Genomic DNA, 23076 nt, shown 5'->3' on the forward strand with positions numbered 1-23076 from the left:
TGGGCAATGGCCGGAACGTGATGGACGCAGATTTAAGCCGACAAACCACGTCTTAAATACTGGTCTTTCACTAACCAAGCACAAAACGCTTGCTAAGTGAAATTTCACCACTGGGCCTTGCCCCAAATACCTTCCAGCCGGGACAGTATTCGAAAGGCAGACATGGGTGTACCCAGCTTTTTAATGAAATGTCCGCTGATTTGCAGTAAACAGTCGTTTTGACCTTCAACTGTCAGACTTGTTCATAATGATAGCTAAACTTTTTCCCTAGTCTTTAGGTCTTCAAATCATCGGGTTCACTGGACTTTCCATACCTTTCTATGTTGCCTAAGATAATAAAACCGTGAATTCTAAACGAAGAGAATTTTATCGATTAAATTCAAGACTAGTGTCCGTTGAAATTAATGAATCATATTTTAGCAATCTTCTCAGTACTTAAATGTCGTAAAGTATCAACGATACCACTTTAAAGTTTGCCTGAAAGGCCGGTCTTCCAACATTCAGTGGTCAATTGCACCCAAATAGGTGGCCGTTTATCAGCCATTCGAGCGGGTTCCCGACTGTCCGGCCCGCCGGACAATGATCAGTAGCCAAATTATTCTTAGTCGGAAGTGGGCTGCTTCCGGCTTAGAATAAGACTCGTATTTGAAATTGCGCAGTGGGTTTCTGCGTGAGTTCAAATCGATGTCGGCTTACGTTCCAGCAATTGTCAGCCGGCCCCAGAAGTCGGAGTAGGATGCGCAAATGCTGACGAACATTACACCAACTAACTGGCACGTTTCAATCATGAGCCATGACATCGATTCTCACACGCATCATAACGGAACTTGGACCATAAGCGCACACAGCCGTTTTATCTAGCGTTTGATACCGTTTTCGTGGCTTTGGGCTAATATAAGTATTAAAATTGAGGTTAACAAAATAAGTGAACATTTGACTGTACTAGAACAGGAACATCATAAGTTATCACGGCGTTGACGGTATAAAGTGCGCAGGAGTTGAAATCGCGTGATTGATCGTTCAAGCGATTATTTTGCTAGACAGCCCCCATAGAATCTGTTATTCTTACGTTACAATCATAAGGGAGTAACTAGCAGAGTCATTCTGCGGCAATATCGTCAGCAAGAAGCCAATCCGGTATTGTCTTAAATAGTGAGACTTATGCATGTCCACACAATTTTGCGTGCATACATGAGTCTCATTTTCTATCTGGAGAACATTTAGGAAGTGGGGCTCGGATGCCAGAAAAGGAGCATAAGATGAGTACAAAACCTGAGTATCAACAGTCATTGCCAGCCATATATCAGGAGTTAGAAACTGATGAACATGGGTTGCAGCAAAGCGCCGCTACCCAACGGCTAGAACAATATGGTCCGAATGCGTTGAACCAGCAGAAGACCACGTCCCTGCTACAAAAGTTCATCGCCCAATTCAAGGACTTCATGATTATCGTGTTATTAGTGGCTGCTTTAATCGCCGCGTTTACCGGGGAAGCCGTTGATGCGGTCATCATCCTGTTAGTAGTCGTTTTGAACGCGATTTTTGGGGTTTTCCAAGAATCCAAGGCAGAAGAGGCCATCAACGCGTTGAAGGAGATGTCGGCGCCGGATGCCACGGTGTTACGTGATGGTCAGTTACAAACGGTCAAGAGTGATGCGTTGGTTCCTGGGGATATCGTTTCCTTGGAAGCCGGTGACATCGTTCCAGCTGATTTGCGATTGATTGAAAGCGCGTCTCTCAAGGTGGAGGAATCCACACTGACCGGGGAATCCGTTCCGGTCGAAAAACAGGCTGAAATGGTGGCTGATGGCGAATTGCCAATCGGGGACCGGTTGAACATGGCCTATATGAACAGTAATGTTACCTATGGTCGTGCAACGGGGATCGTGGTTGCTACTGGGATGCAGACTGAAGTTGGTCGGATCGCCGGCATGATTGAAGCCGCTGATGAAACGACGACGCCACTGCAAGCCAACTTGACCCAATTAGGGAAGTCGTTGACCATCTTGATTCTGGTTATCGCGGCTGTCGTCTTTGGGATTGGGATGTTGCGGGGCCAAGAGAGCCTGATCAACATGCTGCTCACGGCGATTTCGTTAGCGGTGGCGGCCATTCCAGAAGGACTCCCCGCAATCGTGACGATTACCTTGGCTTTAGGAACGCAACGGATGGCCAAACGCCACGCCTTAGTTCGTAAGTTGCCAGCGGTTGAAACGCTTGGTAGTACTGATATTATTGCTTCCGATAAGACCGGGACGTTGACACAAAATAAGATGACGGTTGAAAAGTTAGTCCTCAACCAGGAATTAGTCGATGCCCGCACGACCGAATTACCGCTTGATAGCCACTTAGCACAAGTGATGATTTTAAGTAATGATACGAAGATCATGTCGGATGGCTTAGCTGGTGACCCGACCGAAACGGCTTTGATTCAATATAACCTGGATCAGAACTACCCAGTCGACCAGTTATTAGAACAACGTCCGCGGGTCAACGAAGTACCATTTGATTCAGAACGGAAGTTAATGTCGACGGTTCATCCGCTGGAAGACGGCCGCTTCTTGGTCGCTGTTAAGGGTGCGCCGGATGAATTGCTCAAACGGGTGACGCAGGTCGAAACGAACGGCGAAGTTGAACCGTTAACTAAGACCAGTCGTGACCAGATTTTAAGTGTTAACCACGAATTAGCAACGCAAGCCTTACGAGTGCTCGCATTTGCTTACAAAATTGTGACGTCAGTGCCTGCTACCGTCAATAGTGACACGCTCGAAAATGACTTGATTTTTGCCGGGATGGTCGGGATGATCGACCCTGAACGGCCAGAAGTTGAACAAGCCGTTGCTGAAGCTAAGTCTGCGGGGATTCGCCCATTAATGATTACGGGTGACCACCGGGACACGGCTGAAGCGATTGCGGTTCGTTTAGGAATCATCGACGAGGGCGAAGACGATGCCGTGATTACTGGGGCAGAGTTGGACGCCATGAGCGATGATGAATTTGGTAAAAAAGTTGGGGACTATTCCGTGTACGCTCGAGTGGCGCCAGAACATAAGGTCCGAATCGTGAATGCTTGGCAAAAACGTGGGAAAGTCGTTGCCATGACAGGTGACGGGGTCAACGATGCGCCCGCCTTGAAAGCCGCTGATATCGGTATCGGAATGGGAATCACCGGGACTGAAGTTTCCAAAGGGGCCAGTGATATGGTCTTGGCGGATGACAACTTCGCGACGATCGTGGTGGCCGTTGAAGAAGGACGGAAAGTCTTTGCCAACATTCAAAAGGCCATCCAATACCTCTTGTCGGCTAACTTAGGTGAAGTCTTAACACTGTTCGTCATGACGATGCTTGGTTGGCAGATTTTAGCGCCAGTCCACATCTTGTGGATCAACTTGGTCACTGATACCTTGCCAGCGATTGCGTTAGGGGTCGAACCAACTGAAAAGAACATTATGCAGCACAAGCCACGGGGCCGTAATTCGAACTTCTTCTCCGGCGGGGTCTTCAGTAGTATCATCTACCAGGGGCTGCTCGAAGGTGGAATCACGCTATTTGTTTACTGGATGGCGTTAACGTACCCTGTTCATGCAAGTGCTAGTTTGGCCCACGCGGATGCCTTAACGATGGCCTTCGCAACCTTAGGATTGATTCAATTGTTCCACGCCTTCAACTCGAAGTCGATTCACGAATCACTCTTTACGGTCGGCCTGTTCCGCAACAAGTTCTTCAACTGGGCCGTCCTGATCGCCTTTGTCATGTTGGCAATCACGATCGTTGTTCCTGGGTTGAACGGCTTATTCCACGTGACCCACTTGGACGCTTACCAATGGGGGATCGTCGCTGCCGCCGCACTTTCAATGGTAATCATCGTTGAAATTGTTAAGTTCTTCCAACGTCGGCACATGCGGCGCGCCTAATCCACATAATTGGCGTAGAATGAGACTAACTAATTAATAGAAAAGAGTTCTAACCATGAAAAAAGCAACGGTTCAAACGTATATGCCGGTTCTATCAAAGATCATCGAAAGCACGGAAAAGATGGGGGAAGAATTGAATCCTTCGTTTGAAAAACTCCGCAAAGCTATTGATGACGACGCGGTCGCCGAAATGGTTCCCGCTGAGTTCAGCGATATTCAACTGGAATTCAGTGACGGAACGGAACAGTACGAACAGAATTTGGCCCAATTGAAAAAGGTCGGTGTTCCGGCGCGCTTGATTGGTCGGCACCGTAATTTGATCAACGCCTATGAAGCTTATACCAAGGCGTGCGCGGCCATGACGGCTAGCATGGACCTCGAAAATCAGACCATTGATGTCGCTGCTTTTAACCAAGCGGAAAGCGACCAGGAAACTGAAATGGGCCGGATTTCGAACAACGTCCAACGCATTATGTCGACTGTGATGTAAGCTAGTTCGGTAGTACGCCTTTGGACGATTAAAAATTAATCACGTCGTTAAACGCTCAGTAACGGTCCGCTGTTGCTGGGCGTTTTTGGGCGCTTCGTCAAGTGGCGTTGTTTATGAAGTATCTGGACCTAAGTTGGTCTAGGTGCTTTTTTGGCCCGACAATTTTTAAGTCCACCATCAATTGTTTTTGGCGGTGGGGACGCGGAAAATCGGACTAAAACGCGTATAATATAATAGAACATCGGCTGGCAAAATCGGCTGGAAGGTTGCGACTGGTTATCGGCTGAGACAAGTCGAACCGCAGTCGTTCAAGGTTGGTGGCTGTTAGTCGTGATGGCTATCTAGGTTGTTAACCGAAATTAGTGGTGACGACCTGCCATCCCGGTGATGAGTGATGAGATTAAAAGATTGGGTGAAATAATGGATAATCAGATTTTAACGTTAGTGAACCGCGCGCTAACGAAGTTTAAACCGCAACAGATCAAAGCGGTATTAGGCCTCATGGATGAAGGCAATACGGTTCCATTCATTGCCCGGTATCGGAAGGAACGCACCGGCAATTTAGATGAAGTTGAAATTCGGGAAATCAAGGAAAATTACGACCGGCTCGCTAATTTGGAGAGTCGCAAGGCCGACGTCATGAAGTTGATTGCTGAGCAGAATCACTTGACGCCCGCTTTAAAACAGGCCATCGAGAAGGCCGATAAGCTGCAGGACGTCGAAGATTTGTATTTGCCGTATAAACAAAAACGGCGGACGAAGGCAACGATTGCCAAAGATGCTGGGCTGGAGCCGTTAGCCGCATGGTTGTTGCGTTTTCCAGCGAGTGGCATTGAAGCCCACGCCGCACAGTTCGTTAACCCTGACCAAGAGGTGGCGGATGTGGACGCTGCATTGGCAGGTGCTCACGAAATATTGGCGGAAGCTTTCGGTGATAATGCTAGTTTACGTAACTGGGTGCGGAACTATACTCGGGACCGGGGCTCAGTTGTCGTGAAGGTCAAACCTAAGGCGGAAGCGCTGGACGAACAGGGTGTCTATCAACAATATTATGATTTCAGCAGTCGCATTAAGCAGATGGTGCCGTACCGAGTCCTCGCCATCAATCGTGGTGAGTCTGAAAAGGTGCTGAAGGTCAGTATTGACGTGGACCGGGCCGGTATCGACCGTTACTGTCATTTCCGCTTCGTCGGGCAACACCAAGGGCCAGCTGTCGAGTTGATAGAAGCGGCGTACCAGGATGCTTACAAACGGTTCATTGGACCAGCCATCGAACGTGAGTTGCGCAATGAACTCAGTGCGACCGCCGACGAACAGGCCATCAAAGTCTTTGGCGATAATCTGTATCATTTACTGATGCAGGCGCCGTTAAAGGGCCGCGTCGTTCTCGGGTTTGATCCGGCTTACCGGACTGGTTGCAAATTAGCAGTCATGGATGCTAACGGGAAGTTCTTGGACAAACTCGTGATTTATCCCCATAAACCAGCGCCAACGGCCAAACGAGAAGCAGCAGCCGGCGAATTTAAGGCCTTCCTCGAAAAGTATCAAGTCGAAATGATTGCGATTGGGAACGGGACCGCTTCACGTGAATCCGAAGAATTTGTCGCCCAAGTCTTAAAGACGCTTTCGCGGCCAGTTTACTACGTGATCGTGAACGAAGCCGGCGCTTCCGTTTATTCAGCGAGTGCCAAGGCGCGGGCAGAATTCCCAGAATTGCACGTTGAACAACGGAGTGCCATCAGTATTGGGCGTCGGCTGCAAGATCCGTTAGCGGAATTGATCAAGATCGACCCGAAGTCCGTCGGCGTGGGTCAGTATCAACATGATGTGCCCCAAAAGGCGTTGACGGCACAGCTGGATACCGTGATTGAAACGGCAGTCAACCAGGTCGGGGTTAATCTGAATACGGCTAGTTCAGAGCTATTGACCCATATTTCAGGGCTGTCCAGTACGATTGCCCAGAATGTGATTGCTTATCGCGATGAGAACGGTGAGTTTACCAGTCGGCCGCAATTGAAGAAAGTGCCGCGCCTTGGACCTAAGGCGTACGAACAGTCCGTGGGGTTCTTACGAATCATCGATGGCAAGAACGTTTTCGATAACACCGATATTCATCCGGAAAGTTATCCGGCTGCTAAGGCCCTGCTAGCTGCGGCTGGGTTAAAGACGACTGATGTTGGAACCGCAAAAGCCCAACAGCTGAATCGGCTTGACTTGACGCAACTGGCAACCACGACCGGTGTGGGTGAGTTAACGCTGAAAGATATTATCAGCAGCCTCCAAAAACCAGGTCGGGACGTTCGTGATACGATGCCGGCACCACTATTACGGCAAGACGTATTGAAGATGAGTGATTTGCGACCAGGAATGCAGTTGCAAGGAACGGTCCGCAACGTCGTCGATTTTGGCGCGTTTGTGGATATTGGTGTCAAACAAGACGGGTTGGTCCACGTTTCCAAGCTGACGGACAAGTTCCTGAAGGATCCACGGCAGGCCGTTGCTGTCGGTGATATTGTGACGGTGTGGGTCGAGACCGTCGATGAACAGCGGCAACGCATCGCTTTGACGATGATTGCCCCAAGTGAACCTGCTAATGACTGATTCAGAACTCCAACAACTCGTCATGACGATTTCACAGCAGGATTTTCACCGGCCGTTTCGCCACCGGGCTTATTTTAACGCACGCTTACGGACGACGGGTGGTCGCTACCAGTTGGCCTCACACGACATTGACATCAACCCGAAGATGCTGACGGATTTTGGTGAAGCGACGCTGATTGGGGTCATCAAACACGAGTTGTGTCATTACCACTTGCACCTGAGTCACCGTGGATATCAGCATCGAGATCCCGCGTTTAAACAGCTGTTAGCTCAAGTGGGCGGCTCACGGTATGCGCCGGCACCCAAGCATCCCAAGGTACAACCGTATCGTTACCTATACAAGTGTCAGGATTGTGGGCAGACCTATCCACGTAAACGGCGGATGAATACGGACCGCTATCGTTGCGGCCGTTGTCGTGGACCGCTTAAGTTCGTTGAAAAGGTTTGCTAAAGCGGTACGCTTCCGATAGAATTAGCTTAACTATTGATATGGAGGGATTAAGATGGAAACGATTAAAATTGGTGTGGTCGGACTAGGAACGGTCGGCACCGGCGTTGTTAAAATGCTTCAAGCGCATCAGGAGAAGATTTCGGAAATCACCGGTCGCAAACTCGAACTGGCCTGCGTGGTTGTCCACAACTTGAAAAAGCACGAACAAGTTGATTTGGGGGACGTGCAGTTGACCGACCAAATCGCCACCGTCCTTGATGATCCGTCCATTCAAATCATGGTCGAAGTCATGGGCTCGATTCATCCGGCGAAGGAATACATCACACAAGCGCTGCAAGCTGGCAAACACGTGGTAACGGCCAATAAGGACTTGATTGCCCAGTACGGGCGTGAATTAGTTCAAATCGCGCGTGAGAACCATCGTGACCTCTTTTATGAAGCGAGTGTTGCTGGTGGGATTCCAATCTTGCGGACAATCGACAATAGTTTTGCTGCCGACCGCATTCAGCGGGTGATGGGCATCGTCAACGGGACGACTAACTACATCATGACGCAGATGTTGACCAAACACTGGTCATACGACCAGGCCTTGAGTTCTGCTCAGGACTTGGGTTTTGCGGAAAGCGACCCCACCAATGATGTCGAAGGACTAGATGCAGCCTACAAGATGATTATTTTGACCCAGTTTGCGTTTGGCATGAGCCTGTCCTTAGACCACGTCAAGGTCCAAGGGATTACCAAAATCAGCCCAGAAGATATTGCAGAAGCCCATCAACTCGGCTATACGATCAAGCTACTCGGGATTGCGGAAGAAGTCGATGACCGCATCGCCGTGTCAGTCGGGCCGGTGCTCGTCTCGGATCAGCACCCATTAGCGACGGTTCAAAATGAGAACAACGCCGTGATGGTAACGGGGACTGCAGTTGGTAATACGATGTTCTACGGCCCTGGTGCTGGTGAATTACCGACTGCCAACAGTGTGTTGAGTGATATTACGACCGTGGCGAAAAACATCGCGCTGGATACGACCGGGAATACGTTTAACTCCTACCGGCAAGAAACGGTCTTGGCGACGCCAGAAGATGTCGTTTACCCGCACTTCATTGCGTTGAAGATGCGGGACGTTCCTGGGATGATGATGCAGTTGACGGCAATTATGACGCGTGCAGAAGTGTCGTTCAGTCGGATCATCCAAAATCAACTCGGCGACGGCAATGCCCGGGTCGTTATCATCACTCATGAGATGAACGACCAACAGTTGGCCGATATCACCCGTGAAATCGGTGAACAGGATAATATGCAACTGTTGGCAAGCTACAAAGTTTTGAAGAATGCGTAGGTGAGTCGATGTTAACCATTTCTGTTCCAGCAACTTCCGCTAATCTCGGACCTGGGTTTGATTCAATCGGCTTGGCGCTCGACATGCAGCTGACGTTACAAGTCTTGCAGCCGAGTGATCACTGGCAGATCGATCACCCATTTGGGGCGGATGTTCCGACGGATGAACGTAATCTGATCATTAAAACCGCGTTGCACTTGGTCCCAGACTTGCACCCGCAACACTTACAGATGGCGTCCAAGATTCCGCTTGCGCGCGGACTAGGAAGCAGTTCGACCGCGATTGTTGCAGGCCTCGTTTTAGCGAATGAATTGACGGGGGCAACGCGCTCCTCAGCCGAGTTATTGGCAGTGGCGACCCAGTTAGAGGGCCATCCTGACAACGTGGCGCCAGCGCTCTTAGGCGGCCTGGTAGTGGCAACCTATGTGGGCGAACAAGTGCGCGCCGTCAAATTACCATTGCCGACCCTGTTTGCCAGCGTTTACGTGCCCAATGAACCCTTACTGACCAGCGCCAGTCGCCAAGCGTTACCAGCCGAATTAGATTATCATCAGGCGGTAGCGGGTAGCAGCGTGGCAAATACGCTAGTCGCAGCCTTAGCGACGCAAAATTGGGAGGTAGCCTTGCCGCTGTTAGAGCAAGACCAATTCCACGAGCAGTATCGCGCTAAGCTCGTGCCAGCACTACAACTGGTGCGCGAACAGGCGCATGCACTCGGGTTGACGGGGACGTATCTAAGTGGTGCCGGTCCGACCGTGATCACATTAGGCGACTACGGTCAGCTGGCCACTTTACAGACCAAATTAAGTCAGGATGACCGGTTGAACGGGCAATTATTCTTATTGCCGATGGACGCAACCGGAGTAAAAGTACAAAAATCTTAAAATAAGCTTGTCAGACTCACAAAATTTTGTTATTATATTTTTTGTGAGTTGTGATGCGGCCATGGCGGAATTGGCAGACGCGCAAGATTAAGGATCTTGTCGGGGTTAACCCGGTGGAAGTTCGAATCTTCTTGGCCGCATTTTTTATGCAGAATAGTCGGTATTGATACGATTAATCGTTGATATACCGGCTTTTCTTTTATACATGATAGTGAATAATACGGAATAAAACGGAACAAAAACGATACTATTTTGACAAAAGCGATACCAGAAACGATACCAGATTTTGATTATTGAGCCAGTATTTTACTCATATCGTAGACCTGTGCAGACAGTTCCTGTTGGGATAGATGAGCATAAATATTGAGCGTAATTTTAATATCACTATGACCCATTTGCATTTGTAGTGCTTTGACGTTGATATTATTTGCAACTTGAATTGATGCAAACGTGTGACGTAACCCGTGGACTGTGATTGTGGGTAAGTCCGTTTCACCTATCAAGGCCTCGAGCCAATGGTTGGGTGTCATCACTGACATGATTTGGCCTTTCTTGTTGGTAAAGATAAGATCTTTAGCCCGCGGGATGGCTACTAACGACTTGCGATACTTTTTAAGTCGGTCGATTGTTGAGCTATCCAGTGAGAGTGTGCGGTAGGCATTTCTAGTTTTGGGTGTTGATATTATCTGATGGTTATCAATTGAACGAGAGATAGTTTTACTGATTGTTACCATCCCATTCTTAAAATCAATATCCGACCATGTTAACGCAAGTGCTTCACCTTTCCGCATACCTGTGGTAGCAAGTAAATAAAACAGTGCACTACGGTCATACCGTGGTTGTGTTCTGTGTCCGTCGGTAGCATCAACAACTGATAGAAATGTAGCCAATTGCTCAGCAGTCCAAAAATTATCAGCTGCTTTATCCTTTGAATAGTCAACGGGAACTTTTGGGACGTCAACTAATTTCATTGGGTTGGTAGTAATAACGCCCATTTTTTGAGCTGTCCGGAAAACTAGTGCTGCATATTGGGATAGCTTATTGAACTGCTTAACACTCTCACGCCACTTTAAAGCTTCTTCTTGGCACTTTTGCCATGTAATCGTATTAATCCTCATGCCACCGAAAGAAGGCATTATATGGTGCTTAAAGATGCCTTCAACGCGATTCAAAGTACTTTCTTTTACGCCTAGCTTGTAAGTCTTTAGCCATACTTCGTAAACTTCATCGAAAGTAGGATTATCCATAATAGCAGCTGGATTGTTTTTACGCTGATCAAATTCAACTTTGGCGCGATCAAACGCTAACTTAGCAGCCTTACTACTACTAAAGCCCCCGTGGTGATAGGTTTTAGTTTTGGTGTTACCGTTAATATCAGTATACTTTCCAAGGTAGCCACGAACGTCATATACCCGTTTGCTACCAATTATTTTATGTGTAATTTTCATTTTATTTTTTCCTCCATATTGACTATGCGAGGGGCCAAATTATTGGAAAAAATATTGCAAGCAACACCTTCTTTCAGTAAAATAGAGTATACAAAAGGGGTACATGATTAATGTATTCTGGTGCAAGCACATCTCAAACTTTGACCGGTGGGGATGTGCTTTTTTGTTACAACGCGAGCGGCAGGAGTTGGACCTGCATAGTAGTCCAAGAAAGAATGGGCTTCAAGACTTGGAATAATGTTCTACCGCTGAACTACGCTCGCAAGATGCCAACTGAAATGATTCAATTGGCTTGACTGGCAAAATTTTACTATTCCTCTCTTTGCTTGAAGCGTGTCACCAAATCGTCTTTAATTCCTTTAAGCATACGGTCGTATTCTGCTTCGGAATAGCTATCTTTTGATAGGTAGAGAATGGCGTCAGATTTTACAAAGGCTGTTAAGTCACTGATAATATCTTCTATTAGTTCGTACCTTGAAATATCTTGATGCATAGTATTGCCTTCTTTCTTTATTTTAATGCGAGCGGCAGGGGTCGAACCTGCATCTGAATAGTAGTTTGAGTTATTTAATCGAGGGAAAATAAAGCAACCGTTCTACCGTTGAACTACGCTCGCAAAGATGGACCTTGTTGGACTCGAACCAACGACCGGACGGTTATGAGCCGTCTGCTCTAACCAACTGAGCTAAAGGTCCAATGAAAATTTAAATGCGAGCGGCAGGAGTCGAACCTGCATCTGAAAGTATCTAGTCAGCAACTCAAAGGAGTACTATTCTACCGTTGAACTACGCTCGCATGTTGCCCGCTAGGCTGGTAGTGGGCGAGGGTGCTACTTTCGTTTATGAATCCAGTAAACTAACATGACGACTAGCGCTATGAAGCAAATGATGCCAATTGCAATGGTAAAGTCGAACACGTGTGTGCTGTACGTTCCTACATACAATTCCATAGCTTTTACCCCGATTAAAATATATTTATAATAGTTCTACTTAGCATGTTTATACCCGGCCAAACCGATAAAATATAATATCGCGATTGGCACCCAAATTACCATAACGATTGCTTGTGAAGGAATCCAAGTCGCCAGGATAAATAACACGGCCAATATTGGTAAAAAAATGTGGCCTAGTGTTCCTAATATCTTCCATAGCGCTAGAAAGATGACGATCATTATTAGTAGTCCCATTACAATTATTCCTCCAAATTCCCCAGCTTTTACCGACATCCGTATCTGGTCAGTAAGTTAACTTCTAGTTACTAACATTAGTGCGGAAGGCGTTAACGACATCATCTTCTAATCGTTTGGGTATACCAAAATTTTCCATAAACGGCATGACACTATTGTCAGCATACGTATCAACTTCGCTTAAATAAATTGGAATAAGTATTTTCAATGCTTCTAAATTAGCCATGCGCTCGTATTTAGATTTATTGCTAAAACTAGAAAAATATAATATTCCTTCATCATGGTTGATAACGTGGCCTAGTTCATGTGCCATTTGAAAGGCGATTTCAGACGGATTGTGCCATTTTAGGTTAATTAAAACGATGTTATTTTCCGGTTTGGCTGACGACGGAGTGTATGCATCTAGTTTGTCTGTTAAGATGCAAGATATTCCATGATCCCAAGCATACTGCATTAAACGCTTGATGTAGATATTCAAATATTATCAGTCCTTCCCACCGTTTAAGATGCGTTTGATGTACTCCATATCTTCAGGAGGGATAGGCTTACCCTGATAGGTCATAATATAGTCGTCATCTGTAATATCAACTTGTTTGGGCTTCATTGAAGTAGAATTGTCATCCGTTTTGCCCAATAAGTAATCAACAGAAACATTTAGAACATCGGCAACGGCTTTGACCTTGTCGACAGAAGGTGTTTTTGTTTTCCATGAATAAATAACGTTATGTTTAAATCCCACTTTTTCGTTTAATTGGGCGAGGGTTAACCCTCTCTTTTTAGAAATTTCTTTTACTCTATCAAACATTGTCATAATGGTATTTCCCCCATGTTTGATGAACAAAAATAAACTTTAGTTATAAAAGCCTTGCAATAATTAAACTATAGTTGTATTATTAATTCATCAAGTAATCAAGCAACAAATCATAAGCCTATCAAAACAATAACTTTGGCGAGGAATTGCGGTATTAGTAGGCTTTGAACTGCTTATTTAATATGCCTTAATATTAAACTATAGTTTAATTAAAGTCAATAACTTGATGAATAAATTATGTAAAGGAGGAGTAAAAATGCCAGAACAAACAATCGAAGATGTCGCATTGGAAATTGAAATTAAATACAAAACTGCATTGAGCCGCCACAAAATTTCTCAAAAAGAAATGGCTGAAATGCTTACCACTAAGTCCGAAAAGGTCACACCGCCACAAGTTAACCGTGCAATCAAAGGTGGCAACGAACCCAAGTCAAGACGGATTCGGTCACAAATGGCCAAAATTTTAGGGATTCAATGAAAGGAATGATCCACATGAATGATTTAGTAATTATGAAGAACCAACAAGCCGTTACTAGTAGCTTGCAAGTAGCTGAAACGTTTGAGAAAGAACATCGTAATGTATTAGCAACAATTGGGGGTCTGCTTAAAAATAAGCATACCCAACACATGTTCGCAAAGGAGACATATATTAACGAACAGAACGGTCAATCTTACCCAATCTATTATATGAACCGTGATGGTTTTACTTTGTTAGCAATGGGATTCACTGGTACTAAAGCACTTAAATTTAAACTTCAGTACATTGAAGCATTCAACTCTATGGAAGAACAAGTGAAATTGCCAACATCACCACGAGAGATTGCAAGATTGGCACTCCAAGCCAATGAGGAAACTAATCAACGACTGGATAGCGTGGAGGGCGATGTGAAAGACCTCAAGGAGAACCAAGTTATTCCAAATCCTGAATACAGCGCACTTAGCCGGCGTGTTAACCAACGTGTGTCAGAAGTGGCTCACAGTTATGGGCGCATTACGAAGAAACAACGAGGTGAGCTGTTCAAGGATATTAACGGTGGCATCAAGAAGATTGCTAACGTGAGTGCTCGGTCAATGCTACGCAAGAAGGACTACCAGATGGTAATGGACTTCATCAACGATTGGGAACCGTCTACAGCAACTAAGACAATCATTCGACAGACGTCACTTCGATTCGACAAGGAGCCAGCATAGGAGGTAAAACAATGGAATTTGAAAATGTACGTGAAGCACTGAAATTCTTGCTTGAGTATAACGATACGATGTTGAACCCTAACCTTAAATCTCGGGTTAACGGTGGTAAGTGGGAGCCGAGCACAGTTAGCGAAGTTCAAGCGACGAACTATGACGCTTTAGCACAAGCAGCGGACATGCTTGGTATGAGCGACCTTTACTTAAATGAACAGCCAGCATAGGAGGTGAGTTAGATGGAACAATTAAATGTAACAATTGAAAGTTTAGATGAATTAAAAAAGCTGCTTGACGAGGCATCAGACCAGGTCAAACAACTTCAAAATACGATGTCTAAAATTACTGAATATCAAATGAAGTTCCATTAGATAAGCCATTTAGAACATAAAATTCAATAGCTTCATCTCGCATTTCAGTAAAACTTGAAAACTGTGAATTTTTGTTAATGATTTCGTCAACTACAGGTTTATCAAAATCATCAAAGGATTTAACGTTATCTGCCGGGATAGCGCTTAGCAAATCACCTGTTGTCTTGAAGCTTGTATATTTGTTCAAGAAATCATTGGTAAATAAATTCTCAAAGGAAACTTTATGATCGCCATCAAGTTCTTTGGCATTGTTGCTCATGCGATCAAAATCGGACACCAGTTTATCCAAACCATCCATATCTTATCACCTCGATTTATTGGGATAAGCAAAGTATACAACTAAGCAAACATAGGAGGCGAGTTACATGGAATCTAACGACATCTCTTTAAGCCTGCCTAGCAAGGTATTAGAGCCAATCAAGCAAGAGCTAACAGGGATAATCAAATCTGTATTTAAAAGTATGATGGACCGTGAAGCTTTACCGTATTGGATGAAGAAACAGGAAGCTCAAATTTACATGAATGTTAGTGACAAAACTTTAGACAAATTCATTGTTGACGGTTTGAGGGTTTCCGTTGTTGACGGAGTTCAACGGATTTCAAAAAAATCCGCTGATAAATATTATGAAGATCATGAATTATAAATAGTCTATGCGAGGGGCCATTTATTGGGAGGAATTGCCATGGTAGAAGTAGCGGCATTAACCTGGGCGCTAACAACCGTGTGGTGCAAACGCCGAGAGATTAGAAACTGGTTTGGAATTTAGGAGGAAACGATATGTATGAAGAAAACATTGAGCACGCGTTAAGAGCACGTAAGTATAACGCAATTCGTGCAGATGAACGTGAGCTGATTAACGCTATCACGTACGATACAGATGGAATCATTAAGCGGCGGCCATGCTTTGGCTATTCAGAAGAATTTATTGGTGAATTGCAAGAACACGATATTAATGTTTGCGAGCCAGATGAAGAAAACGACGATGGATGGACATTTACATTGCCACCAATGTATTAGGAGGAATGATCATGAAAGTTCATGTAGGTGATCGAGTGAGTTACAAGGCTGAGTATAGTTGCGGCCAATTAATACGAGAAGCCGGTGTTGGCAGAGTGGTTGAAATTAAGCAAATTCCGTTCACGTTGCGTACAAAAAAAGAGGTGGCTGTAGTAGAAGAGAATAGCCAGCAATTTGAAATCATTACTAATGGTATTCAAGTAATTAAGTAGGAGGAATGATCATGCAAAAAGTATCAATTTTACCAGTTAATGAATGGAAACGAGCGCAAAAAAGTCCATCGCTAGTATCGGCTAACGACGGGCTAATGGAAGAGATGATTAGTACCAACATTTACTTTATTCCAAAGCAGTCTCGTTTGCAAGCTAAAAGACAAAAATACTCCCTACTGGAGTGGATTACAAGAGTAGGGAGCAAGAAAACAATTCAAGGTGTGCGTATATATTAACGCTAACTCGAAATGTTTGCAAGTGCTGAGAAAGAGAGGACGGTAGTTATGGATAATCCATTACCTTACAAAGAACAACAGGATTGTATTCTTCATGGTATTACGCAGATTGCATCAATCGATCCACAAGAATTGACTCCAGAATTACAGCTAATTGAAAATAATATGGCGATGGCATTTTACTTGAATGTTTTGATGCTTAATAGGGGGCTGAAATAAATGGTGGACTTACTATCTGAATGCCAATCATTTGAAATGAAACTTAATCGTGTAGAAAAAAAGTTATCTGCAGCTACAAGTGCTGCTGACTTTGCCTACAAGGCAGTACAGGCACGTCAACAAATTGTTTCGTTTGACGACCTAGACGATGAGGAAAAGATTGCACTGCTTAACGAATATGACTGGTTGTTGTTAGAAGTAGAAGGTTACTTAGGTGGATTGCAACAGCAATTTGAAGATGCGGATGAAGGCCTGGCTGGTGGAAAATTTTTGTTGGAGACTTTAAAAGATAAAAAAGTGATTTAGGAAACACTAAAACGAATTGGCTTGCACTAAAAAATACAGCAGTGACTAATACACCGGGTGGGTGGAATGCCTACTAGTAAATAAGGGAGGATTAAAAGATGGCACAGAGAAGAATGTTTAGTAACCGTATAACTGATAGCGCCAAATTTTTAAAGATGCCGTTGAGCAGTCAGGCACTCTATTTCCATTTGGGGTTGCATGCGGACGATGATGGTGTTGTGGAGGCGTTTTCAGTTATGCGGCAAACTGGTGCTGTTGAGGATGATTTACGAATACTAGTAGCTAAGAATTTTGTGAATGTTTTGAACGATGATCTAGTGGCCTATATCACGGATTGGAACGAAAATAATCGAATTCGAGCGGATAGAAAAGTGGATTCGATATATAAGGACTTGCTATTAGAAATCTTGCCAAACATAGAATTAACTGAACCAAAACCACGTGCTGACACGGGTAAGGTTACTGGACGTCCAATGGACAACCAATGGACGGACAATGGACCGCATAGGTTAGGTAAGGATAGGTTAGGTAAGGTTAGTAAAGGTAAGTATATAGAACCAGGTAAGCCCAAGCCAGGCAAAGCCAAACCAACACGACACAAATATGGACAATACCAGAATGTCTTACTGACGGATGAACAATTGGAGAAACTCAAATCGGAGTTTCCTTCTGACTGGCAGGGCCGAATCGAACGCGTTTCTGAGTATTGCAGTATGAATGGTAAGACGTATAAGAACTATCTGGCAACCATCCGCAACTGGGCTAAAAGGGACAAACAAGGGCAAAGCCAATTAAATCAACCACGGAAAGAATTTGGACGTTCAGGAAGTGGTCGGTCTAACGGTTTTACCCTTGAGGGTAGAGAAGTTAAGGATAGTGACCAGCCATGGTAAAGACCGTAGGCGATGTAGTCACTAACCTAATGTCTAAGGTGTTTGAAACCTATGGGGTTAACTGTCCCGTTTGTGGGAAACCGTTACTACGACCACAGATTTTAAACAAGCGCACGGGCCAAAAAATGGCCGGCGCGTGCCCTAGTTGCGGCTATATGGAAGACATTAACCACCGTGAAATACCAGATAACAAAGCCCTGACAGCATCCGCACATAAAAACGAAGCGCTAGGCTATATTAACACCTACAGTATTTTCAGCAGCTTTGATGTCTTTAATCGTCGCTTTAGTAATTATACAGCATCGAGTGATGCTAGCAAACAAGTCTTAGAGCGTAGCCGTACGATAGCTAATCGCATTATTAACGGTGAAACAATCCACACGTTGATGATTGGCGCAACCGGCCGTGGGAAAACACATCTTGCGGTAGGTATGATGTACTGGATATTAGAGCGGTCTGGTTACAAGTTATTAAAGACTGTGATGAAGAATGGCAAGCCAGTTGAAACGTTCTTTAGTTGGAAAATTATCTTTATTGACTGGCGTGAACTTATCGAACGCAAGAAACAGTCTTTTAATGACGATCAGATGGCAAAACAAATCAATAAAACCATGGCTGAGATAAAGAACGCTGATGTCGTTATTTTAGATGATTTTGGTAGTGAACGTGGCACCGAGTATTCGTTAGATTTGGCGGATGCATTCTGGCGTGACCGAGAAAACAAGACGGTGATTGTGACCACTAACTTAATTGGTAGCGACTTAACTGCAAGATATGGTGACAGAACATTAAGCAGAATGAAAAACCACGGTGTTAATAATGGAATCACGTTTGCAAATATTTTAGACCACCGCGGATTAGTTGAATAGAAAGGAGCGAGAAGTGTATGAGTTGTGAATTATGTCATGGTAGTAAAGTCGTTCAACAACCACTTGGGAGTTATGGTTTCACATTTGACCCATGTCCTAACTGTGTGAATAATAAACATAAACAATATGAACAAGAGTTTGAAAGGAAGATTGTTTATGACAAGCAAAAATTGGTCGAAAGAGCTGGAAGTAATTCATAAGCTAGAAGTGAGATATGGCAGCATGGCTAACGTGCCTGAGAGCAAATTAGCTAACTTGCATAAGATGCCTGGAATTAAGACCGTATCAGGCGATTACATGGAGATTACGCGTACCCAGTATAATGCCATTAAATTAGTCATGGAAGGCAAGCAGGGTAAAACTAGGACGTCTCAGGAGCTAAAACACAGTAACGCTTGGCTTGATAATCGTATTCGTGCGATTGACGAAAACAAATACTACATTACGGAGGACGAGAATGCCTAAACACACTAAGAAGCGTTCAACGATTAAACGGAAGCACCGGCGAATGAAGCAACATGCCGAAGCGAACACAGCTAAAACGCTGGATAGTAAGCAATTAGCTAAGGAATATGAGCCATACAACATTAATAAGCGGGCGTTTGAAGCGTTCGGGGAGGATTGAAAATGAGTGAATCAGATGAAGTAATAGAATGGCTTTTAAGTCAATTGGCACAGGCTTGCTAGCGATTGGAGGTAGTAACGATGACCGATGAAATGAAAGAATTACGTAAGCGGCTTAACAATGTCATTATTGATAGCTGGAATGAGGGACGTTTCGAGGATGTCAAAGGAATTAAGATTGCTTTATATGAGTTGGAACATTTAGACGAACCTTATATGGGCACTGATTATTCGCAAGGAGGTGATGACGATGATTAAGTTTAGGGGTATTCCAACGATTAGTACTGAAAACATGAAAGTCATTAATGCTAATTACGATGGGACATTTGTGTATGGAAATTTGATTAGTGACGATGATCGAGCTTTCATTATTGTATCTGGTACTTAAACGGCTAGGTTCAAACCTGATTGGACAAGCTGCTATGATGAACTTTTTGACACATTACTATTCAGTGAAGCTTAAGAAAAGTAGATTTGTTAGATGGATTATTAAATAAAATTCTTATTTTATAGGAGGATGAACAATGACAAAAGAAATTGAACCACGAGTTGATGATGAAGGTACTTTAATTAAGAAACATGATGTGTTGGTTAACGTGAATAACGGTGAAGTTGTGCTGGTGATTGACACTACTAATCAAGCGGGCGTCAGTGGACTCGCTGTTGAAAACAGGTATGCAGGCATTGGTGACTGGCTAGATGTATACCCAGATTGAGCATTTCATATCGTAGGCAATGCTGATACTTCGATTGGTTAAATAAAAAAACGCAGCCATTGCTGACTACGTTTACTTACTTGGAATAGGCAAATTCTACTACAATTACCAAAGCATTGCAACGTTACTGGATAATTAAAAACCCTACACTGATTAGGGAAAATGTAGGGCTGGGGGAAGCGTATAGAACGCTTACAAAGTAAGTTTACATCAAAAATAACAATTTTACAAAAAAGTATTGCTATTGCTGACAGTGCTATGATTAATGACTACAAGGAGGAATTAGTTTGCGACTTTCAACTATCCGCAAAGTGGAAGATATCTTGCGAGACTACCCGAAGATTGACAAATATATCGAAGACCGTGAACAAGAATTGCGATACCCGGTGAAACCGGCTGATGACAACGTGGGTGGAGGCAAGGCACAATATAAATATGGTAGCCAGACGTTAGACATATTGATTACAATTGACGATGATCGGTGCATTAATACCTTAAGGCGACAACAAAACGTGATTACTGACTGCTTGGATGATGCTGGCAAGGATACGGAAGTCATTATTAATGAGTTGTATTTTCGTAAACGACCGCAGTATACAATCGATGGTCTTATTGCAAACCACCTAATTAACGTTAGTCGTCGTAATGCGTTTAGATTAAAGAATAGTTTCATTAAGGAATGTGCAAAAGGTTTTGGTCTTTATGATATTGACTAAGTTGGCACTATTTTGGCACTTTCGACCCCTAAAAACGTGATAAATTAGTAGTATGCCAAATGTGATTGACGTGCATGAAGTAATCCTCCAAATTACAGACTGGTAGTCGCTGTGGGCTAATTGGTAAGCCACAATGGGATGTAGGTTCGAGGCCTACCAGCGATATAGTTATACAGCATGGTCACTCATGAGGGCTAAAACTGTATAACGTGTGCTTGTAACTGGTGATGATCTACCAGAAGAAAGGCGGTTTGAATCCGTGTGTGGTTCGATTCCACACCAATCACATTGACCCAAGCAAGTCACTAAACTGCTGAAAGCTTGAGATGTGGCTGGAGTCGTGTTTGGAATTAACTTCATAACATGAACTCCCATCGTCTTGTTTACATTGGCTGTGCTTGTGCCGTTAATTAGTCTGGCAGCCATGTAGTGTGCAAATCCCTACCAAGCACATTAAGCAAGTAAGCATGCAAGCGATAGTGCGTGAAATCATTTGAATCAACGATAACTCAGCTTACTTGCTTGCCATTCAGCGTGGAAAACTGGACGGCGCTTACATAAGACGCGCAATCAAACGGCCACCAGATTGCCTGCAGGAACAGGCGCGCTGTGGTAACGAACATAATTAGATGCATTGGAGGCGATAGCCTTCATGCCTTCTCAGTAATTGCTAGCCGGATTCAAGCCCCGGGTAGCGCATATTCCCGCAGCTCAGTGGCAGAGCGCCCAACTTATAATTGGGAGGTCGCTGGTTCGATGCCAGCCAGGAATATTGCCAGCGGACATTAGGGAGAGTGAGAGCGCTCCTCTCACCGCTGGCATAGTTTATTAGTTTAGCGGCCTAGATACTCACGAATTTCTTTGATTGCTCAAACTAAAATCCTTCAAACTGCTCTCGCTTATTGGCGGGAGTTTTTTTGTGAAGTACTTTAGTGCGTATTACAACTCAAATAATGTGAGATATAGTATTATATGAAATCGTATTGTTGATTAATGGGATCGCCATCTTATGAGACAGCAATACATAAGTCTGACTTACGTCAGGCTTTTTTAGTATATACGATTAGGAGGTATCACAATGAATATTAAAGACGGTCAAGCTATTGCAAGTGATTTCCGGAAAACGTTTCAAGACATGGAACGTGGGCTTAATAAGTATATTAAGCAACATCCCCAAATTGCAAAGCATGCTAAAAAGCAACAAAGCTTCAACTATAAAGATGGCTATGGCGAAGAACTAAGTGTAGTCATTAATCCATCAAACGGATTCTTGCTAGCTACCGATGATGTTAGCGGTGACAGCGTAGCAATGGCGATTAGTTTTAGTGAGTTGAGACGACTGGCTAAGATAATTGATGACGAGGTACCCCATGGTAAAGTTGATTAAAACCAAATACGGCTACGTCACGCCACAAGAAGCGGAGATGGATGCCCACTTAGATAAATGGTGTAAAGACAAGCGTCGTGCAAAAAAGCATGGCGCTTTTAGTTTGGAGAAAAATAAGGAGGTGCAGCATGGAATTACCTGCAAATGTTCCAAAGAGTGATGAGCTAATTGAGTGCCTACATCATGGTCAAGGACATCAGGTTTGAACTATGCAGACTCATGGCAATTCGTACTCTTAACCGTGCGTGCTAATCAATTACAAGAACACAATAACAGCAAAGGAGCTGACAAGTAATGAAACTCAAAGCAATTACAGCAGATAATGTAGATGACGTACTTGGCGAAGTGAAGGAGAGCTATGCACAAATCAGTGGTAGCCCACTCAAGTTAGACTCTCTGACATTCCACAAGAAAGCTTATGACGTTATGACTGCTGAAGACTGGGAGAAAGTAAACAAGGAAGTAGCAGATGTGGCGTTAGACTTCACTACCAAGTATTTACTATTTAGTTCAACCAAACCAATGCTGAGCCGGTTCAAAGTGTTACAGATTGCTGAAGCGTTCTATAACGCTAATTACCCTGTAAACTATGATTACACGAATGACGGTACAGATAACAACATTAATGTGTATGTAGACTTATGCCGGTGATGTTATGAGAATGAAAGTCTGTCGCATGTCAGGTTGTAATGAGCTGGTGAGTTATGAGCAAGAGAATCCTTTCTGTGCTAAGCACGCTAGTTGTTACAAGCCTAGACCTTATCAGCACTACAACAAGTGGGAACGCAAGCAACTCAGCAAGGATTACAACCACAACTATCGTGACAAGGAAGCCAATGCTTTCTATCACAGTGTGGCATGGCGCAAGCTTAGCAGAGTTGCTAAAGAGAGAGCGTACATGACATGTGAATGCTGTGGCCATACTGCTCTTGGTAAAGGAAAGCTAGTTGTAGACCATATCACACCAAGACGGATAGACAAGCGCAAGCAATTAGACAGCAACAATCTCTGGGTGCTCTGCTATAGTTGCCACTATTGGAAAGGACAGCTTGAGCAAGACATTTATGAAGACGGAGATGAAAATTTTATTTCAAATTTAGATGTTGCGACTCAGTGGAACAAAGAGAGCTGCAGAGAGTGGATTTTAGCACACAAGCACTGAAAAACACCCCCCGCCTATGAAGCTCAGGGAGAGCTCAC

Annotated in this window: 33 protein-coding genes, 5 tRNA genes and 1 pseudogene; 29 read left to right on the forward strand and 10 right to left on the reverse strand. The window is 44.3% G+C overall.

Going from position 1 to position 23076, the window contains the following annotated elements:
• The first annotated feature begins 1259 nt into the window (after positions 1–1259).
• The 7 genes from KGF65_RS08025 (at position 1260) to KGF65_RS08055 (ending at position 9819) form a co-directional block, all read left to right on the forward strand.
• Entirely contained in the window at positions 1260–3914 is a 2655-nt protein-coding gene (locus KGF65_RS08025) for a cation-translocating P-type ATPase (protein WP_216748314.1), read from the forward strand.
• Positions 3915–3969: 55 nt separating this feature from the next.
• Complete coding sequence (locus KGF65_RS08030; RefSeq protein WP_050339268.1) at positions 3970–4404, forward strand: hypothetical protein; 435 nt, start codon at positions 3970–3972, stop codon at positions 4402–4404.
• Between the two features lie 420 nt (positions 4405–4824).
• Positions 4825–7005, forward strand: coding sequence for a Tex family protein (locus KGF65_RS08035; protein ID WP_105923659.1), 2181 nt, complete (start codon positions 4825–4827; stop codon positions 7003–7005).
• Complete coding sequence (locus KGF65_RS08040; RefSeq protein WP_050339266.1) at positions 6998–7456, forward strand: SprT family protein; 459 nt, start codon at positions 6998–7000, stop codon at positions 7454–7456. The genes KGF65_RS08035 and KGF65_RS08040 overlap by 8 nt, the downstream gene beginning before the upstream one ends.
• Positions 7457–7508: 52 nt before the next feature.
• Positions 7509–8795 (forward strand): homoserine dehydrogenase, encoded by a 1287-nt coding sequence (locus KGF65_RS08045; RefSeq protein WP_101874051.1) that lies wholly within the window; start codon positions 7509–7511, stop codon positions 8793–8795.
• 8 nt (positions 8796–8803) lie between these two features.
• Complete coding sequence (gene thrB, locus KGF65_RS08050) at positions 8804–9679, forward strand: homoserine kinase (protein ID WP_101874050.1); 876 nt, start codon at positions 8804–8806, stop codon at positions 9677–9679.
• Positions 9680–9734: 55 nt separating this feature from the next.
• Positions 9735–9819: transfer RNA gene (locus KGF65_RS08055), tRNA-Leu, on the forward strand.
• 150 nt (positions 9820–9969) lie between these two features.
• Here KGF65_RS08055 and KGF65_RS08060 read toward each other — a convergent pair.
• The 9 genes and pseudogenes from KGF65_RS08060 to KGF65_RS08095 all read right to left on the reverse strand — a co-directional run bounded on the left by KGF65_RS08060 (position 9970) and on the right by KGF65_RS08095 (position 13124).
• Positions 9970–11127, reverse strand: a complete 1158-nt coding sequence (locus KGF65_RS08060; RefSeq protein WP_050339263.1) for a site-specific integrase — start codon at positions 11125–11127, stop codon at positions 9970–9972.
• Between the two features lie 172 nt (positions 11128–11299).
• A tRNA-OTHER gene (locus KGF65_RS08065) sits at positions 11300–11390 on the reverse strand.
• 47 nt (positions 11391–11437) lie between these two features.
• The gene (locus tag KGF65_RS08070; protein ID WP_050339261.1) at positions 11438–11620 is read right to left on the reverse strand and encodes a hypothetical protein; all 183 of its coding nucleotides are present in this window, start codon (positions 11618–11620) and stop codon (positions 11438–11440) included.
• A gap of 26 nt (positions 11621–11646) precedes the next feature.
• Positions 11647–11743: transfer RNA gene (locus KGF65_RS08075), tRNA-OTHER, on the reverse strand.
• 5 nt (positions 11744–11748) lie between these two features.
• Positions 11749–11822, reverse strand: a tRNA-Ile gene (locus tag KGF65_RS08080).
• A 14-nt stretch (positions 11823–11836) separates the two neighbouring features.
• Positions 11837–11922: pseudogene (locus KGF65_RS08085) on the reverse strand.
• Between the two features lie 190 nt (positions 11923–12112).
• Positions 12113–12313, reverse strand: a complete 201-nt coding sequence (locus KGF65_RS17040) for a hypothetical protein (RefSeq protein WP_003641358.1) — start codon at positions 12311–12313, stop codon at positions 12113–12115.
• A 64-nt stretch (positions 12314–12377) separates the two neighbouring features.
• On the reverse strand, positions 12378–12791 hold the full coding sequence (locus tag KGF65_RS08090) for an ImmA/IrrE family metallo-endopeptidase (RefSeq protein ID WP_016511001.1): 414 nt from the start codon (positions 12789–12791) through the stop codon (positions 12378–12380).
• A 6-nt stretch (positions 12792–12797) separates the two neighbouring features.
• Positions 12798–13124 carry a helix-turn-helix domain-containing protein gene (locus KGF65_RS08095; RefSeq protein WP_105961247.1) on the reverse strand — a complete coding sequence of 109 codons (327 nt, stop codon included), beginning with the start codon at positions 13122–13124 and terminating at the stop codon, positions 12798–12800.
• A gap of 256 nt (positions 13125–13380) precedes the next feature.
• On the opposite strand from KGF65_RS08095, the gene KGF65_RS08100 reads away from it, so the two are divergent.
• The 4 genes from KGF65_RS08100 to KGF65_RS17280 are packed head-to-tail and all read left to right on the forward strand — an operon-like array spanning position 13381 to position 14680.
• Positions 13381–13602, forward strand: coding sequence for a hypothetical protein (locus KGF65_RS08100; protein WP_015380504.1), 222 nt, complete (start codon positions 13381–13383; stop codon positions 13600–13602).
• A 14-nt stretch (positions 13603–13616) separates the two neighbouring features.
• A complete protein-coding gene (locus tag KGF65_RS08105) occupies positions 13617–14315 on the forward strand; it encodes a Rha family transcriptional regulator (RefSeq protein WP_216748315.1) in 699 nt (232 codons plus the stop codon).
• A gap of 11 nt (positions 14316–14326) precedes the next feature.
• Positions 14327–14536, forward strand: a complete 210-nt coding sequence (locus KGF65_RS08110) for a hypothetical protein (protein WP_050339257.1) — start codon at positions 14327–14329, stop codon at positions 14534–14536.
• Positions 14537–14548: 12 nt separating this feature from the next.
• A complete protein-coding gene (locus tag KGF65_RS17280) occupies positions 14549–14680 on the forward strand; it encodes a hypothetical protein (RefSeq protein ID WP_015380502.1) in 132 nt (43 codons plus the stop codon).
• Here the strand turns inward: KGF65_RS17280 and KGF65_RS08115 are convergent.
• Positions 14652–14978 carry a hypothetical protein gene (locus KGF65_RS08115; RefSeq protein ID WP_016058354.1) on the reverse strand — a complete coding sequence of 109 codons (327 nt, stop codon included), beginning with the start codon at positions 14976–14978 and terminating at the stop codon, positions 14652–14654. The two genes, KGF65_RS17280 and KGF65_RS08115, sit on opposite strands and share 29 nt — an antisense overlap.
• Before the next feature lie 67 nt (positions 14979–15045).
• Between KGF65_RS08115 and KGF65_RS08120 the strand changes: the two genes are divergently transcribed.
• The 18 genes from KGF65_RS08120 (at position 15046) to KGF65_RS08205 (ending at position 23038) form a co-directional block, all read left to right on the forward strand.
• Positions 15046–15324, forward strand: a complete 279-nt coding sequence (locus tag KGF65_RS08120; RefSeq protein WP_050339256.1) for a hypothetical protein — start codon at positions 15046–15048, stop codon at positions 15322–15324.
• A 134-nt stretch (positions 15325–15458) separates the two neighbouring features.
• Entirely contained in the window at positions 15459–15698 is a 240-nt protein-coding gene (locus KGF65_RS08125) for a hypothetical protein (RefSeq protein ID WP_050339255.1), read from the forward strand.
• Positions 15699–15709: 11 nt separating this feature from the next.
• A complete protein-coding gene (locus tag KGF65_RS08130; protein ID WP_065674474.1) occupies positions 15710–15910 on the forward strand; it encodes a hypothetical protein in 201 nt (66 codons plus the stop codon).
• A gap of 11 nt (positions 15911–15921) precedes the next feature.
• The gene (locus tag KGF65_RS08135) at positions 15922–16146 is read left to right on the forward strand and encodes a hypothetical protein (protein ID WP_216748316.1); all 225 of its coding nucleotides are present in this window, start codon (positions 15922–15924) and stop codon (positions 16144–16146) included.
• 48 nt (positions 16147–16194) lie between these two features.
• A complete protein-coding gene (locus KGF65_RS08140) occupies positions 16195–16365 on the forward strand; it encodes a hypothetical protein (protein WP_191982859.1) in 171 nt (56 codons plus the stop codon).
• Positions 16366–16671 (forward strand): hypothetical protein, encoded by a 306-nt coding sequence (locus KGF65_RS08145; protein ID WP_088770050.1) that lies wholly within the window; start codon positions 16366–16368, stop codon positions 16669–16671. It abuts the gene before it with no gap.
• A gap of 98 nt (positions 16672–16769) precedes the next feature.
• A complete protein-coding gene (locus KGF65_RS08150; RefSeq protein WP_216748317.1) occupies positions 16770–17564 on the forward strand; it encodes a replisome organizer in 795 nt (264 codons plus the stop codon).
• A 155-nt stretch (positions 17565–17719) separates the two neighbouring features.
• Positions 17720–18433: an ATP-binding protein gene (locus KGF65_RS08155; RefSeq protein WP_253954964.1), complete on the forward strand. Its 714-nt coding sequence runs from the start codon at positions 17720–17722 to the stop codon at positions 18431–18433.
• 156 nt (positions 18434–18589) lie between these two features.
• Complete coding sequence (locus KGF65_RS08160; protein ID WP_050339248.1) at positions 18590–18898, forward strand: hypothetical protein; 309 nt, start codon at positions 18590–18592, stop codon at positions 18896–18898.
• Positions 18891–19058 (forward strand): hypothetical protein, encoded by a 168-nt coding sequence (locus KGF65_RS08165; RefSeq protein ID WP_101809556.1) that lies wholly within the window; start codon positions 18891–18893, stop codon positions 19056–19058. The genes KGF65_RS08160 and KGF65_RS08165 overlap by 8 nt, the downstream gene beginning before the upstream one ends.
• A gap of 80 nt (positions 19059–19138) precedes the next feature.
• Positions 19139–19315: a hypothetical protein gene (locus KGF65_RS08170; protein ID WP_162985048.1), complete on the forward strand. Its 177-nt coding sequence runs from the start codon at positions 19139–19141 to the stop codon at positions 19313–19315.
• Between the two features lie 266 nt (positions 19316–19581).
• The gene (locus tag KGF65_RS08175) at positions 19582–19773 is read left to right on the forward strand and encodes a hypothetical protein (RefSeq protein ID WP_216748319.1); all 192 of its coding nucleotides are present in this window, start codon (positions 19582–19584) and stop codon (positions 19771–19773) included.
• 287 nt (positions 19774–20060) lie between these two features.
• Positions 20061–20489, forward strand: coding sequence for a transcriptional regulator (locus KGF65_RS08180; RefSeq protein WP_003638317.1), 429 nt, complete (start codon positions 20061–20063; stop codon positions 20487–20489).
• Positions 20490–21189: 700 nt separating this feature from the next.
• A tRNA-Ile gene (locus tag KGF65_RS08185) sits at positions 21190–21261 on the forward strand.
• A gap of 306 nt (positions 21262–21567) precedes the next feature.
• Positions 21568–21876: a hypothetical protein gene (locus KGF65_RS08190; protein WP_216748320.1), complete on the forward strand. Its 309-nt coding sequence runs from the start codon at positions 21568–21570 to the stop codon at positions 21874–21876.
• Positions 21860–22036, forward strand: a complete 177-nt coding sequence (locus tag KGF65_RS08195) for a hypothetical protein (protein WP_216748321.1) — start codon at positions 21860–21862, stop codon at positions 22034–22036. The genes KGF65_RS08190 and KGF65_RS08195 overlap by 17 nt, the downstream gene beginning before the upstream one ends.
• Positions 22037–22170: 134 nt before the next feature.
• Positions 22171–22527 carry a hypothetical protein gene (locus tag KGF65_RS08200; protein ID WP_216748322.1) on the forward strand — a complete coding sequence of 119 codons (357 nt, stop codon included), beginning with the start codon at positions 22171–22173 and terminating at the stop codon, positions 22525–22527.
• 46 nt (positions 22528–22573) lie between these two features.
• Entirely contained in the window at positions 22574–23038 is a 465-nt protein-coding gene (locus KGF65_RS08205; RefSeq protein ID WP_225351371.1) for an HNH endonuclease, read from the forward strand.
• Positions 23039–23076: the final 38 nt, after the last annotated feature.

The organism is Lactiplantibacillus sp. 30.2.29 (assembly GCF_018991255.1).
GTDB classification, from domain to species: domain Bacteria; phylum Bacillota; class Bacilli; order Lactobacillales; family Lactobacillaceae; genus Lactiplantibacillus; species Lactiplantibacillus pentosus.

Bases quoted from the DNA above. Each gene is read 5' to 3' on its own strand.
- KGF65_RS08025 (WP_216748314.1), top strand. From the start codon at position 1,260: ATGAGTACAAAACCTGAGTATCAACAGTCATTGCCAGCCATATATCAG.
- KGF65_RS08030 (WP_050339268.1), top strand. From the start codon at position 3,970: ATGAAAAAAGCAACGGTTCAAACGTATATGCCGGTTCTATCAAAGATC.
- KGF65_RS08035 (WP_105923659.1), top strand. From the start codon at position 4,825: ATGGATAATCAGATTTTAACGTTAGTGAACCGCGCGCTAACGAAGTTT.
- KGF65_RS08040 (WP_050339266.1), top strand. From the start codon at position 6,998: ATGACTGATTCAGAACTCCAACAACTCGTCATGACGATTTCACAGCAG.
- KGF65_RS08045 (WP_101874051.1), top strand. From the start codon at position 7,509: ATGGAAACGATTAAAATTGGTGTGGTCGGACTAGGAACGGTCGGCACC.
- thrB (WP_101874050.1), top strand. From the start codon at position 8,804: ATGTTAACCATTTCTGTTCCAGCAACTTCCGCTAATCTCGGACCTGGG.
- KGF65_RS08060 (WP_050339263.1), bottom strand. From the start codon at position 11,127: ATGAAAATTACACATAAAATAATTGGTAGCAAACGGGTATATGACGTT.
- KGF65_RS08070 (WP_050339261.1), bottom strand. From the start codon at position 11,620: ATGCATCAAGATATTTCAAGGTACGAACTAATAGAAGATATTATCAGT.
- KGF65_RS17040 (WP_003641358.1), bottom strand. From the start codon at position 12,313: ATGGGACTACTAATAATGATCGTCATCTTTCTAGCGCTATGGAAGATA.
- KGF65_RS08095 (WP_105961247.1), bottom strand. From the start codon at position 13,124: ATGACAATGTTTGATAGAGTAAAAGAAATTTCTAAAAAGAGAGGGTTA.
- KGF65_RS08100 (WP_015380504.1), top strand. From the start codon at position 13,381: ATGCCAGAACAAACAATCGAAGATGTCGCATTGGAAATTGAAATTAAA.
- KGF65_RS08105 (WP_216748315.1), top strand. From the start codon at position 13,617: ATGAATGATTTAGTAATTATGAAGAACCAACAAGCCGTTACTAGTAGC.
- KGF65_RS08110 (WP_050339257.1), top strand. From the start codon at position 14,327: ATGGAATTTGAAAATGTACGTGAAGCACTGAAATTCTTGCTTGAGTAT.
- KGF65_RS17280 (WP_015380502.1), top strand. From the start codon at position 14,549: ATGGAACAATTAAATGTAACAATTGAAAGTTTAGATGAATTAAAAAAG.
- KGF65_RS08115 (WP_016058354.1), bottom strand. From the start codon at position 14,978: ATGGATGGTTTGGATAAACTGGTGTCCGATTTTGATCGCATGAGCAAC.
- KGF65_RS08120 (WP_050339256.1), top strand. From the start codon at position 15,046: ATGGAATCTAACGACATCTCTTTAAGCCTGCCTAGCAAGGTATTAGAG.
- KGF65_RS08125 (WP_050339255.1), top strand. From the start codon at position 15,459: ATGTATGAAGAAAACATTGAGCACGCGTTAAGAGCACGTAAGTATAAC.
- KGF65_RS08130 (WP_065674474.1), top strand. From the start codon at position 15,710: ATGAAAGTTCATGTAGGTGATCGAGTGAGTTACAAGGCTGAGTATAGT.
- KGF65_RS08135 (WP_216748316.1), top strand. From the start codon at position 15,922: ATGCAAAAAGTATCAATTTTACCAGTTAATGAATGGAAACGAGCGCAA.
- KGF65_RS08140 (WP_191982859.1), top strand. From the start codon at position 16,195: ATGGATAATCCATTACCTTACAAAGAACAACAGGATTGTATTCTTCAT.
- KGF65_RS08145 (WP_088770050.1), top strand. From the start codon at position 16,366: ATGGTGGACTTACTATCTGAATGCCAATCATTTGAAATGAAACTTAAT.
- KGF65_RS08150 (WP_216748317.1), top strand. From the start codon at position 16,770: ATGGCACAGAGAAGAATGTTTAGTAACCGTATAACTGATAGCGCCAAA.
- KGF65_RS08155 (WP_253954964.1), top strand. From the start codon at position 17,720: ATGGAAGACATTAACCACCGTGAAATACCAGATAACAAAGCCCTGACA.
- KGF65_RS08160 (WP_050339248.1), top strand. From the start codon at position 18,590: ATGACAAGCAAAAATTGGTCGAAAGAGCTGGAAGTAATTCATAAGCTA.
- KGF65_RS08165 (WP_101809556.1), top strand. From the start codon at position 18,891: ATGCCTAAACACACTAAGAAGCGTTCAACGATTAAACGGAAGCACCGG.
- KGF65_RS08170 (WP_162985048.1), top strand. From the start codon at position 19,139: ATGACCGATGAAATGAAAGAATTACGTAAGCGGCTTAACAATGTCATT.
- KGF65_RS08175 (WP_216748319.1), top strand. From the start codon at position 19,582: ATGACAAAAGAAATTGAACCACGAGTTGATGATGAAGGTACTTTAATT.
- KGF65_RS08190 (WP_216748320.1), top strand. From the start codon at position 21,568: ATGAATATTAAAGACGGTCAAGCTATTGCAAGTGATTTCCGGAAAACG.
- KGF65_RS08195 (WP_216748321.1), top strand. From the start codon at position 21,860: ATGGTAAAGTTGATTAAAACCAAATACGGCTACGTCACGCCACAAGAA.
- KGF65_RS08200 (WP_216748322.1), top strand. From the start codon at position 22,171: ATGAAACTCAAAGCAATTACAGCAGATAATGTAGATGACGTACTTGGC.